The following is a 13,398-nucleotide window of genomic DNA, read 5'->3' as shown; positions in this document are numbered from 1 at the left end:
ATTCATTATATAATAGAAACAGACAGAAATGAATACCCCCTCTGGGAACGCTTTCAATTTTGGGGATTTACTTAAATAATGGTTCATTTCTTGTGAAAGGGGCAAAAATGAGGTGAAAATTGGAGTAGTCGGCGGTGGAGCGGTCGGGATGTTCTTTGCAGCAAGCTTGGCCGAGTGGTTTCCTGTTACTCTTTTTACGCGAACGAAAGAGCAGGCGGATAAGGTTAATCAACAGGGGATTATCATAGAAGAGAGGGGAACTGCATCTGTTCATTTTGTTCAAGGGGCCTCTATTGATGAGCTTCCTGAATGTGGATTAGACTGTCTAGTTGTCGCTGTAAAGCAATACACGCTACCGTCCATCCTGCCGCTGTTAGAAAAAACAGGTCCATATCCTGCGCTCGTATTCTTGCAAAATGGGATGAGCCATATAGAAATGATTAAAAGCCTTCCTCAGAAGCAAATATACGTGGCTGCTGTTGAGCATGGCATCCTCAAATCTGATCTTGTGCGCATTAATGTTCGTGGGAGAGGAAAAACAAATATAGCCGTATTCCGGGGTGATCAACAAGCGGTTAAGGGCATGACAGAGCAGGCTAAAATCAGTTTTCCTTTTCAGTGGTGGGAAGATTATGAGACTATGCTGCTCGGAAAATTGGCGGCTAATACGGTAATCAATCCGCTAACAGCTATTTTAAGAGTGCCGAACGGGGAGCTCATAAGCAATCCTCACTATTTAAAAATGGCTGAAACGGTTTACCAGGAATTCACTGCTGTGTTTGGCAAGAAGCTGAACGAAGGGGCTTGGGATGAAATTATGCACATATGCCGAACGACTGCTGCAAACCATTCATCTATGTTGAAGGATATCGAGTCTAAGCGCCCTACCGAAGTTGATGCCATCCTCGGCTATGTTCTCTCACAGGCAGAAGAAAAGGAAATCGCTCTTCCGGTATCAGCGGCTTTATACCATATGATTAAGGGAATAGCTTACGGGAAGAAAGAGTGAAGCGCAACGTTGTTTCTTTTTTCGGAGAAATGATATACTCAAACAAGTAAAATGCGCGAAGAAAGGAAGTACATATATGGAGTTGGAATCACTTTCCGTTCCTGCAATCAACCGGTTTGCCTCCCTCTACTTAAAACAGGAAGCACCGGTAACGGACTTTTTTCATTATAACTTATCAGATAGAAGAAATGCTTATAAAGAAAGAGCCGTAGATTTGCAGGCACGCACTTATAGAAGGGCGTCCCTTGCTGCATGCATTGAGACGTATATGAAGCCTTTTTCCTTTTCGGAAGAAGTGAGGGTTTCGCTAGAGAAATTAAAAGATGAACGTTCCGCTGTTGTAATTGGAGGCCAGCAGGCTGGTCTTTTAACAGGCCCTCTTTACACTGTTCATAAGGTCATTTCAATTATTAAATTGGCCCAGGAAAAGGAAAAAGAATTAAATATTCCTGTCGTCCCAGTCTTCTGGATTGCCGGGGAAGACCACGATTTTCTCGAGGTTAACCACGTGTATGTTGAAAGTGAATTCTCTATGGAAAAAATGTCTTACCCTGAGCGAGTCATCGGGAAAAGAATGGTTTCAGATATTCAATATGATAAGCAACAGATGAACAGCTGGGTCCAAAAAATTTTCTCTATGTTTGGAGAAACTGATCATACGAAAGATCTATTGGAGCATGTTCGTGAAGAAGCTGAAAAAGCGGAGACAGTGACCGGTTTTTTCAGCCGGCTGATCCATTCTCTGTTTAACCGCTACGGGCTATTGCTTATCGATTCCGCTTATAAACCATTGCGGGAATTAGAAAGGCCTTTTTTCAAACAATTAATTGAACAGGCAGAGGAGGTCACTAGAGCCGTTCGCGATGGACAAAAAATTATATCTGATCAGGACTTTAATCCATTGATTGAGTTAGCTGATTCTGCTGCTAATTTATTTCTTTATGAAAATGAAGAGAGGGTTCTGTTGGAATATGATCCGCAGACACAGATTTTTTTCAGTAAAAATGGTGATACCCAATATACGAAGGCGGAGCTTCTCGCTCTTCTTGAAGAGGAACCAGAAAAATTCAGCAACAATGTCGTTACCCGCCCTCTTATGCAGGAATGGCTGTTTCCAACGCTTGCCTTTATTGCAGGTCCTGGGGAAATTGCTTACTGGGCAGAACTTAAAGGGGCGTTTGAACAGCTTCACATGAAGATGCCGCCGATTGAAGCACGCTTAAATATGACTCTCATAGAAAGAGGAATCGTCCGGAATTTAGAAGAGCTTCAGCTCTCACTCCCTTCAGTCGTTCAAAAGGGAGTGAAGGAACAAAAAGAGAAATTTTGGAATTCTGTCAGAGATGATCACTTTCATGAGTTGATCGCTGGTGTTCAACAATCTTTGATGGACCAATATGCTGAGATTGAAAATCGCGCCCGTCATCTTCATAAAGAAACAGTGCCTATTGTTTTAAAGAATCGTGACTTTCATTTAAATCAGCTTGCTTTTTTGACTCGCAAAACAGATGAAATGATTCAAAGACGACACGCTATTGTGTTGAACAAGTATGACAAATTACAAAATGCCCTTAGACCACTCGATTCTCCTCAAGAACGCATACGGAATGTATACGAGTATTTAAATAAATATGGCTTGGAGTTTATTGATGAACTAATGGCACTTGATTTTACGTTTACTGGTGATCACTATTTAGTAAAGATATGAACGCTTTGAGCCAAATGAGCTATTTCAAAAATAGAATAGATTCGTTTTAGACTGTCGACAAACGTGTGCTTTCGTTGTTGCTCGTCTGATTGTAGGGCTCGTGAACTTTCTAGTCATTTCGCTCCCTGTCAAACTGTGCACTTTGAGAGTCAAAGGCTGAGAATGTGCAGAATAGACTGTGTTTACATTTTAGAACAGCTGCCTTAGAAGGCAGCTGTTTTTTTTATTGCCCGGGAAAATCCTTCAATTTTCATAAAAACTATGTCGTTTTTGAAAGCATATGTTTAGTGGTGCAGAAATTTTTCCTCCATGTTCCCCATCCTTAAATGACTATGTAGAAATAAAGCTTTTCTCAGGAGAAAGTATCGAACGAAAATGGCTGAAGCGAAGAAGGGAATTCTTCACTTCTGGAGAAATGAAAAATAGTGGAGATAAGTGGGGGGATGTGGTACAGTTAGGATTGGAAGTGGAGGGAATAGGTATGTTCATGGGTGAATACCATCATCATATTGATGCGAAAGGCCGTTTGATCATACCTGTTAAATGGCGTGAGCGTTTAGGAGAAAATTTCGTGCTTACGCGAGGGCTTGACCAGTGTTTGTTTGGTTATCCATTAGAAGAATGGCAAGCGCTGGAAGAAAAATTGAAAGCTCTGCCATTAACAAAGAAGGATGCTCGCGCTTTTATGCGTTTTTTCTTCTCAGGGGCCAATGATTGCGAACTTGACAAACAGGGCAGAGTCAACATTCCATCGACACTCTCTAACTATGCCCGGCTTGAAAAAGAATGCGTGATTCTTGGAATATCCAACCGTATTGAGATTTGGAGCAAGCCAATATGGGAAGACTACTTTATGAAATCGGAAGAGTCATTCTCTGAAATAGCCGAAAAAATGATTGACTTCGATATTTAGAATTTGAATGGAATGGTGACAGATGAATTTCGAACATACAACGGTACTGTTGAAAGAAACAGTAGAAGGGCTGAACATTCGACCAGATGGAGTTTATGTCGATTGCACGCTGGGTGGTGCAGGCCACAGCGAGTATTTGCTGTCGCTGCTTGGAGATCAAGGGAAGCTGTACGCCTTTGACCAGGATGAAACGGCGATTCGTCATGCTGCAAAAAGACTGGACCGGTTCGGGGACAGGGTAACCTTTATCAAGAGTAATTTTAAGTATATAAAGGAAGAACTTGCGCGATTACAGGTTGATAAAGTAGACGGTATTTTATATGACCTCGGTGTTTCTTCCCCTCAGCTTGACACACCGGAAAGAGGTTTTAGCTACCATCACGATGCGCCGCTTGACATGAGAATGGATTTGACTGGCGGTCTTAGCGCTTATGAGGTAGTGAACCATTGGGAGTATGCCGACCTGGTGAGAATTTTTTTCCAGTATGGGGAAGAGAAATTCTCTAAACAAATTGCTCGTAAGATTGAAGCAGCCAGGGAGACAAAATCTATTGAGACAACTGGAGAACTGGTGGAGTTGATTAAGGAAGGAATCCCAGCTCCCGCCCGCAGAAAAGGGGGGCATCCGGCTAAGCGTGTTTTCCAGGCAATTCGCATTGCAGTAAACGATGAATTGCGCGTGTTTGAAGAGTCTTTAAAAACAGCTATCGGATTATTACGTCCCAAGGGAAGGATTAGTGTCATTACTTTTCATTCACTTGAGGATCGCATTTGCAAATCTATTTTCAAAGAAGCAAGCCAAGGGCCAGATTTACCACCTGGATTGCCAATGATACCAGAAGAGTATGAACCTGAGTTAAAACTCATTACACGCAAGCCGATCTTGCCGACAGAAGAGGAATTAGAGGATAACAATCGAGCTCGGTCCGCGAAGCTGCGTATTGCTGAAAAAATAAAATAAACAGGGGTGAAAAAATGAGCAATCTTGCGAGAAAACAACAAATTAGACACGAAGAAAAAACGCTATCCAAGAGTAAAAAACAGCAGATTAAAAAGCGCCTGTTTACACCGGGGGAAAAAGTGTTGTTCCTGCTTTTTGCCTTAATGATTTGTTTTTTAGGCGCAAAGGTGGTTTCGACACAGGCAGCTCTTTATGAGGTAAACAGGGACATTCAAGATGTCGAGCAGCAGATTAAGGAGCAGAAAAAAATTAATCACGACCTCGAAGCACAAGTCAGCGAAGAAAGTACATACGAAAGAATCTGGAAGCGTGCGAAGGAGCTAGGGTTAAATTTAAGCGAACAAAATATTAAGGTTGTGCAGCCGCAATGAATGAAAATCGAATGAATATGAAAAGAGGAGCAGCGATATTATTTGTAATATTCGCCCTGCTCTTTTTTGTCTTATTTGCCCGTTTTCTCTTTATACAAATATCGGGAAAAGCAGACGGACACTCATTAAAGAGTGAAGCTCTGCAAAAGTATTTGCGAACAGATGTGCTGGAGTCAAACAGAGGAACGATTTATGATCAGCATGGAGCAGTGATTGCCGAGGATGCCACCTCCTTTACACTTGCCGCTATTTTAGATCCTTCGATGACAACGAATCCAAAAAAGCCAAAGCACGTAACGGATCCGGAAAAGACCGCAACTGTGTTGGCCAAATATATTGATATGGACAAAAGTGAAATTGAAAAGCGTTTGGAGAAAAAAGGGGCTTTCCAAGTAGAATTCGGAAAAGAGGGCCGAGATCTGTCAAACAGTGTAAAAAAGAAAATTGAGGCAGAAAGACTACCGGGGATTATCTTCTTAAGGGATTCAAAACGTTTTTATCCGAATGGTAAATTTGCTTCTCATTTAATTGGTTTTACGCAAAAGCTTGAAGAGAAAAAAGGCAATCAAGTGATTCAGCGTACTGTTGGACAAATGGGAATTGAAAAAACTTATGAAAAATATTTAAAAGGAAAAGATGGGAAAATCCAATATAAAAGCGACTTATGGGGATACTTGCTTCAGGATAAGAAGGAGATGATTCAAGAACCCGATGATGGGGATCACATTTATTTAACGATCGACACAAAAATTCAAACCTTTTTAGAAGATGCGTTGAATGAAGTAGAGAAGGAATATAAGCCAGGAAAAGCTTTTGCGATTGTGGCCGATGCTAAAACTGGGAAGATTCTTGCTATGGGCCAGCGGCCGTCTTTTCACCCGGATACACGAGCAGGTCTTGGAGACAACTGGAGCAATGATCTTGTGGAATACTCATTTGAACCAGGTTCAACAATGAAAATCTTTACACTTGCTTCGGCCATCGAGGAAGGTGTTTTTCATCCGAATGAGCTTTACAAGTCAGGCACGTATAAAGTGGGCCGAGAGGCTATTCGTGATCATAATGGAGGAGCAGGCTGGGGGCCGATTACTTATTTAGAAGGAGTGCAGCGTTCTTCAAACGTTGCTATGGCTAACTTGTTGGAAAAAATGGGACCGGATGTTTTCAGACAGTATTTAGATGATTTTCATTTCGGGCAAAGAACAGGCATCAGGCTGCCGAACGAAGCAAAAGGACAAATTCTCTACAACTATCCGCTGGAAAAAGTAACGACAGCTTTTGGCCAAGGCACGACGGTTACAGCCTTGCAATTAATCCAGGCTGCGACTGCTGTTGCTAACGATGGAAAGATGATGCGTCCTTATGTAATTGATAGAATAGTAGATGATAAGACAAAGAAAGCTCTTGTGGAGAACAAGCCTGAAAAAGTAGGAGAACCGATTTCAAAGGAGACAGCTCAACAGGCAAGAGAAGTATTGAAAAGTGTAACAACTGCCGAACATGGCACCGGACAAATGTATCAAATTCAGGGGTACGAAGTGGCAGGAAAGACTGGAACGGCTCAAATGCCAAACCCTCAAGGCGGTTATTTACATGGAGCAAATAACTATATTTTCTCCTTTTTAGGTATGGCCCCTGCGAAAGACCCTCAGCTTGTCGTTTATGTAGGTGTTGCCCAGCCGAATCTTGATGGGGAAGCAGGCTCTGTTCCGGTCTCGAAAATATTTAATCCAGTTATGCGTAACAGCTTGCAATATTTGAACATTGAACCGAAGCAAACGCCAGCAGCCAAATCTATTAAACTGGAGAATTTTAAAAATAAGACTGTAAACCAAGTAGTTCAGGAGTTGAAACACAATAAGATTGAACCGATCGTTATGGGAACAGGAACAAAAGTAGTTGGTCAGTCCCCAGAAGCGCGGTCGACACTTTTGCAAGGCGAAAAAGTAATCTTGCAAACAGATGATACTGTTACGATGCCGGACATGGAAAACTGGTCACTGCGAGATGTAATGAAAGCAGCGAATCTTGCCGGTTTAAAAGTCAGCTATACAGGAGAAGGATATGTTGCCAGCCAGAACATTAAGCCAGGGGCGCCTTTAAAAAAGGGACAAAAACTAATTTTAAAGTTAATGAAACAAGAAGAAAAATTACAATTTGATCAGCAACAGAAAGAACAGCAAGAAGAAGAAAGCCAAAACGAACAAGAAGAGCAACAATCGGAAACATCAGAAGCAAGTGAGGAAACAACAGGCTGAGGGAGTATGCGTCAGGCTTGATGATCCTTTGTAGAAAGCTGCTACAGGCAGCTTTCTTTTTTTGTATATATCTTGCTCTGTCTCTTTAATAAGGACACTCTTGTTTTCTTATAATCATAATCCCCTCCTTATTACATATATTGAATGAGAATGGAAGGAGGGGACATGCTTGAGAAGAGTTTCAGCTGTCACGATTAGAAAACGGCTTGTGTTCGCGTTGCTCGCCGGCATTACCATATTTATGATTATCGGGCTGAGGCTTGGGTATGTACAGTTCGCTTTAGGCGATGATTTGACGGACAAGGCACAAGATTTATGGAGCCGCAATATCCCTTTTGAACCGGAGAGAGGAAAGATTATCGATCGAAATGGAACGGCTCTAGCAGAGAATAAAAGTGCACCCACTGTTTATGTTGTTCCACGACAAATAGAGAACCCGGAGGAAGCGGCCAAGAAGCTGGCATCCGTCTTAAATATTGAAGAGAAAAAAGCCTATCTTCACTTAACGAAAAAGTCATCTATTGAAAGGATCCACCCAGAAGGGAGAAAAATCTCATTTGAAAAAGCCGAGGAAATACGAAGGCTTGGCATTAAAGGGATATATATCGCGGAGGATTCGAAAAGACATTATCCCTTTGGAAAAAGCTTAGCTCACGTCCTTGGTTTTGCTGGAATTGATAACCAAGGGCTTATGGGCTTGGAAGCCTATTATGATGCGGAATTAAGTGGACAGAAAGGTTCTATGAGGTTCTTCTCAGATGCAAAAGGAAAAAGGATGCCGCAAATGCCGGATGGTTATGCAGCACCGGTGGATGGCCTGGACTTAAGATTGACCATCGATTCAAATATCCAAACAATCGTGGAAAGAGAGCTTGATATTGCTGAAGCAAAATATGAGCCGGATGGAGCCATTACCATTGCGATGAACCCAAATAATGGAGAGATTTTGGCGATGGCAAGCCGTCCTTCGTTTAACCCAGAGCAATTTCAAAACGTCTCTCCGGAAATTTATAACCGCAATTTACCGATTTGGAGCACATATGAGCCAGGATCGACCTTTAAGATTATTACGCTGGCAGCTGCTCTCGAAGAAAAGAAAGTGGATTTGTATAAGGACCATTTTCATGATTCTGGTTCGGTGGAAGTTGGTGGAGCAAGGCTACGCTGCTGGAAAAAGGGAGGCCACGGGCATCAGTCTTTCTTGGAAGTGGTGGAAAACTCTTGCAACCCAGGATTTGTAGAACTCGGCGAGCGTTTAGGAAAAGAAAAATTATTTCAGTACATCCGTAATTTCGGCTTTGGCGAGAAAACAGGTATTGATCTGCAAGGGGAAGGCAAGGGGATTCTTTTCAACATGGGGAGAGTCGGCCCAGTGGAGCAGGCTACCACTGCTTTTGGACAAGGGGTAGCAGTGACGCCGATTCAGCAGGTCACAGCTGTTTCTGCAGCCGTCAATGGAGGGATTCTCTACCAGCCATACGTAGCCAAGGAACTTATTGACCCAACGACAGGAGAAGTAGTCAAACGAAAGGCACCCGTTGTAAAAAGACGTGTAATTTCAACTGAAACGTCAGAAAAAATTCGCTTTGCACTTGAAAGTGTGGTGGCCAAAGGGACAGGAAGAAACGCATTTATCGAAGGGTATCGTGTAGGAGGGAAAACCGGGACGGCTCAGAAAGCAAAGGACGGTCGCTATCTTGAAAACAATCATATCGTTTCTTTCATCGGTGTAGCACCCGCCGATAACCCTCAAATTGTTGTTTACACAGCCATTGACAATCCGAAGGGAACTGTCCAATTCGGTGGAACTGTAGCAGCGCCGATTGTAGGGAAAATTATGGAGGATAGCTTGCAAGTGCTTGATGTCAAACCTCGCAAAAAGCAGATCGAAAAAGAAACGCAATGGAATGACCCTCAAATTGTAGCGGTGCCTGATTTTAAAGGAATGGATAAAAAAGACCTTTCCCAGCAGCTATATAATTTTAAGCTTGAGATTGAAGGAAACGGGCAAAAGATTGTTCAGCAATCTCCCGAAGCTGGCACTAAAGTGGAAGCCGGCTCGACCATTAGATTATTCATGAATTAACCGTTAGATATGGGGCTTTTCAAAGATCCAGCCGACCAAAAGTTTATTTCCCGCCGCTTTTTATCGGCGGGTCTTTCATTTATTGGGAAGGAAATAACAAAATCATGACTAAAAAATCATGCAAAAAATTTAATTTGTGATAATATGGTCGTTGTGATTTTTTCTGAAAAGAAGTCGCATCCTTCTCTCTTTTTAGTTAAAATAGTAAAAGGCTTTGCTTAAACAACAATACATATACAGAAGCTGTACGGAAAGGATTGAAAAAAGTGAATCTATCAGACTTATTAAAGTCTCTCCCTTTTTATAAATTATCTCATTCATCAAATCCGGAGATTTTATCTTTAGAGAACGACCATAGGCAAGTGCAAGAAGGGTCTTTATTTATTTGCATTAAAGGCTATACATTTGATGGTCACACGGTTGCACAGGAGGCGGTTAACAGAGGGGCACGGGCTATATTGGCGGAACAGCCGGTTAAAGTGGAAGGTGCGCCTGTTATTACCGTAACGGATACAAAAAAAGCAATGGCTATTCTCGCTGATTTTTACTATGGATCGCCAACTTCCAAAATGAAGCTTGTTGGGATTACTGGTACAAACGGCAAGACAACGACGAGCCATCTTTTAACAGAGATTTATAAAGAAGCCGGCGAAACAACCGGTTTGATCGGAACGATGTACATGAAGATTGGAGAAGAAGTGATCAACACGAAAAACACAACTCCAGAAAGCCTGACACTACAAAAAACTTTTAAGAAAATGAAAGATAACGATGTGACAGCTGCTGTGATGGAAGTTTCTTCGCATTCGTTAGTTGAAGGCCGAGTGTGGGGATGTGATTATGATGTCGCTGTTTTTACAAATCTAACGCAAGATCATCTCGATTATCATCATACAATGGAAGAGTATCGGCGGGCAAAGGGTCTGCTATTTGCTCAGCTAGGCAATACCTATTCAACTGACAAGCCGAAATTCGCTGTGTTGAATGAGGATGAAGAAGCAACTGTCTTTTACAAGAAAGAGACAGCTGCTCATATTGTGACTTACGGGATTGATCATGAAGCTATGTTTCGGGCTACGGATATCAAGTTGACATCTAAGGGAACAGAATTTCTTCTTTGTTATCCGGAAGGGAGTAGAAAGGTTGAAACGAAGCTTGCCGGAAAGTTTAACGTTTATAACGTTTTAGCTGCTCTTGCTGCTGCTTATGCGGGAGGAGTAGAGGTTGAAACGGCGGTGCGGGCGATTGAGCGGATAGAGGGAGTAGCAGGTCGATTTGAGCTGGTAACCAATGATCAGGGAATTGCTGTTATCGTTGACTACGCCCATACGCCTGATAGTCTCGTTAATGTATTAAAAACTGTTCAGCCATTAACTGAAGGGCGGATGTTTGCGATCGTGGGCTGTGGAGGCGACCGAGATCGGACAAAGCGCCCAATCATGGCTAGCGTAGCATGTAAATATGCAACGAATGCGATCTTTACATCAGACAATCCACGAAGTGAGGACCCGGCCACTATTTTAAATGATATGGAAGCTGGGGTCACAGGAGAATTATACGAAGTCATACCCGATCGGAGAGAAGCGATCTTCTATGCTATCGAACATGCCCAACCAGGGGATGCTGTTGTTATAGCCGGGAAAGGGCATGAAACCTATCAGATCATTGGCGATAAAGTTCTGGACTTTGATGACCGGGAAGTTGCCAAAGAGGCACTCAGCAGCCGAAAGAAAGAGGCGAATTAATATGCTGGAGAGAGATGTATTTTTAACAATGTTTATGGCTTTTTTCGTTACCGTTATTATAGCGCCGATGTTCATTCCGTTTTTACGGAGATTGAAGTTTGGCCAAAGTATTCGTGAGGAAGGGCCTGAATCGCACCAAAAAAAATCCGGTACACCGACGATGGGCGGCATTGTTTTCCTGCTCGCTATCATTGTGACCGTTTTGTTTATGTCCCAGGTTTATGCAAGTATTGGAGCAGAAACGATATTGCTGCTGCTTGTAACGATTGGCTTTGGCCTGCTCGGTTTTCTTGATGACTTTATCAAAGTCGTTATGAAGAGAAACTTGGGATTAACGTCCAAGCAAAAGCTTGCAGGGCAAATTGTTATCTCTGTTCTGTTTTACATTATCTACACGAAAAATAATTTATCTACAGAATTAACCATTCCTTTAACAGATATATCATTTGATGCTGGCATCTTATATGCTGTATTCGTTATTTTCTGGCTTGTTGGTTTTTCCAACGCCGTAAATTTAACTGATGGGCTTGACGGACTCGTGTCCGGAACGGCTGCTATCGCTTTTGGTGCTTTTGCTGTACTTGCATGGAATCAAGGGCTCAATGAGACTGCCATCTTTTCCTTTGCTGTAGTCGGAGCAGTGCTTGGTTTCTTAGTATTTAATGCTAACCCTGCAAAAGTATTTATGGGAGATACTGGATCGCTGGCTCTTGGTGGCGCCATCGCGGCTATTTCTATCCTGACTAAGTCTGAATTTCTCCTGCTTGTTATTGGCGCTGTTTTCGTGGCTGAAACATTGTCGGTTATCATTCAAGTTATCTCTTTTAAAACAACAGGTAAGCGTGTGTTCCGCATGAGTCCGCTCCATCATCATTTTGAACTGGGCGGATGGTCAGAATGGCGGGTAGTAGTTACATTTTGGACGGTCGGTGTACTGTGTGCGATGATCGGAATTTATATCGGAGCGTGGATCTAATTGAAAACAATAACAAACTTTCAGCATAAAAAAATTCTTGTCTTAGGGCTTGCAAAAAGTGGAGTCAGCGCGGCTTTACTTTTACATAAACTAGGTGCTTTCGTGACGGTAAACGATCGGCAGCCCTTAAATGAAAATCCGGAAGCGCAACATTTACTTGAACAGGGAATTAAAGTGATTTGTGGAAGCCATCCGATTGAATTGCTTGATGAAGGGTTCGAGATCATCGTGAAAAACCCAGGAATTCCTTATCATAATCCGCTTGTTGCCGGGGCGGCTGAGAGAGGGATTCCTGTATTGACAGAAATCGAGCTTGCTTATTTAATCTCTGAAGCGCCATTTATCGGAATTACCGGTACAAACGGAAAAACGACCACAACCACACTGATCTATGAAATGTTTAAGGCGGACAAGAAAAGTGCAGTACTTGCCGGGAATATTGGACAGGTTGCTTCAGAGGTAGTGCAGGAAGCGCAGCCGAAGGACCATGTAATCATTGAATTGTCGTCTTTTCAACTGCTTGGCATAGACAAGTTCCGCCCACATATTGCGGTTATTACTAATTTGTATGAGGCTCATCTTGATTACCATGGAACGAAGGAAGAATATGCGCAAGCAAAGTTAAATATTACGAAGAACCAGACAGAGAATGATTTTTTGATAGTGAATGCGGACCAGGAGCATTTGCTACAGCTTACAGAAAAGACGGAAGCAGCACTCGTCCCTTTTTCGACAAAGGAATTGAAAGCAACAGGTGCATGTGTGCAGGATAAGTATATAGTCTTTCGAGGCGAAAGAATTATAGCTCTTGCAGAGGTTGCCCTGCCAGGTGCTCATAATTTAGAGAATATCCTGGCAGCTGTGTCTGCAGCTAAATTGGCTGGGGTGACGAACGAAGCGATTAAGGAAGTGCTGACTACTTTTTCTGGTGTAAGACATCGAACACAATTTGTTCGCGAATGGAACGGCCGGAAATTTTATAACGATTCAAAAGCAACCAATACGCTTGCTACCAAAAGCGCGTTGGCCGCATTTGACCAGCCGATCGTGTTACTGGCAGGCGGATTGGACAGAGGGAATGGATTCGATGATTTAATTCCGTATATGAAGAATGTAAAGGCATTAATTACGTTTGGTGAAACAGCAGGAAAGCTTTCGGAAACAGCCGAAAGGGCTGGGGTAGAGAAAGTGGTAAAAACGGAAAATATGCAGCAAGCTGTGCAAGCGGCCTATGAGTCTTCCGCGGAAGGAGACATCATTTTATTGTCACCGGCTTGTGCGAGCTGGGATCAATATAAAACTTTTGAGCAGCGTGGAGATATATTTATCGAAGCTGTGCATACATTGAAATAAAGAGCTTGTCTTCTTAAG

The 13,398-nt window shown here is 42.6% G+C and carries 10 protein-coding genes; all 10 read left to right on the top strand.

Annotated features, from left to right (window positions below):
* Positions 1–112: 112 nt before the first annotated feature.
* The 10 genes from ACH0BF_RS08590 to murD all read left to right on the top strand — a co-directional run bounded on the left by ACH0BF_RS08590 (position 113) and on the right by murD (position 13,380).
* Complete coding sequence (locus tag ACH0BF_RS08590) at positions 113–1,009, top strand: 2-dehydropantoate 2-reductase (RefSeq protein WP_340854786.1); 897 nt, start codon at positions 113–115, stop codon at positions 1,007–1,009.
* A gap of 76 nt (positions 1,010–1,085) precedes the next feature.
* The gene (gene bshC, locus ACH0BF_RS08585) at positions 1,086–2,717 is read left to right on the top strand and encodes a bacillithiol biosynthesis cysteine-adding enzyme BshC (RefSeq protein WP_340854785.1); all 1,632 of its coding nucleotides are present in this window, start codon (positions 1,086–1,088) and stop codon (positions 2,715–2,717) included.
* 481 nt (positions 2,718–3,198) lie between these two features.
* Entirely contained in the window at positions 3,199–3,630 is a 432-nt protein-coding gene (gene mraZ / locus ACH0BF_RS08580; RefSeq protein ID WP_120037084.1) for a division/cell wall cluster transcriptional repressor MraZ, read from the top strand.
* 22 nt (positions 3,631–3,652) lie between these two features.
* On the top strand, positions 3,653–4,591 hold the full coding sequence (rsmH, locus tag ACH0BF_RS08575) for a 16S rRNA (cytosine(1402)-N(4))-methyltransferase RsmH (protein WP_340854784.1): 939 nt from the start codon (positions 3,653–3,655) through the stop codon (positions 4,589–4,591).
* Positions 4,592–4,605: 14 nt separating this feature from the next.
* On the top strand, positions 4,606–4,962 hold the full coding sequence (gene ftsL / locus ACH0BF_RS08570; protein WP_120037086.1) for a cell division protein FtsL: 357 nt from the start codon (positions 4,606–4,608) through the stop codon (positions 4,960–4,962).
* Complete coding sequence (locus ACH0BF_RS08565) at positions 4,959–7,220, top strand: penicillin-binding protein (protein ID WP_340854782.1); 2,262 nt, start codon at positions 4,959–4,961, stop codon at positions 7,218–7,220. Before ftsL ends, ACH0BF_RS08565 begins: the two co-directional genes overlap by 4 nt.
* Positions 7,221–7,389: 169 nt before the next feature.
* Complete coding sequence (locus ACH0BF_RS08560) at positions 7,390–9,306, top strand: stage V sporulation protein D (protein WP_340854781.1); 1,917 nt, start codon at positions 7,390–7,392, stop codon at positions 9,304–9,306.
* A gap of 266 nt (positions 9,307–9,572) precedes the next feature.
* Positions 9,573–11,051, top strand: coding sequence for a UDP-N-acetylmuramoyl-L-alanyl-D-glutamate--2,6-diaminopimelate ligase (locus tag ACH0BF_RS08555; RefSeq protein WP_340854780.1), 1,479 nt, complete (start codon positions 9,573–9,575; stop codon positions 11,049–11,051).
* Between the two features lies 1 nt (position 11,052).
* A complete protein-coding gene (gene mraY, locus ACH0BF_RS08550) occupies positions 11,053–12,027 on the top strand; it encodes a phospho-N-acetylmuramoyl-pentapeptide-transferase (RefSeq protein WP_340854778.1) in 975 nt (324 codons plus the stop codon).
* On the top strand, positions 12,028–13,380 hold the full coding sequence (gene murD / locus ACH0BF_RS08545; RefSeq protein WP_340854777.1) for a UDP-N-acetylmuramoyl-L-alanine--D-glutamate ligase: 1,353 nt from the start codon (positions 12,028–12,030) through the stop codon (positions 13,378–13,380). It begins immediately after the preceding gene.
* The last annotated feature ends 18 nt before the right edge of the window (positions 13,381–13,398 follow it).

It is taken from the genome of Pseudobacillus sp. 179-B 2D1 NHS, assembly GCF_045370945.1.
Taxonomy (GTDB): domain Bacteria; phylum Bacillota; class Bacilli; order Bacillales; family Domibacillaceae; genus Pseudobacillus.
Note: the sequence above shows the minus strand (reverse complement) of the source record. Positions and strands in the feature narration are given on the sequence as shown.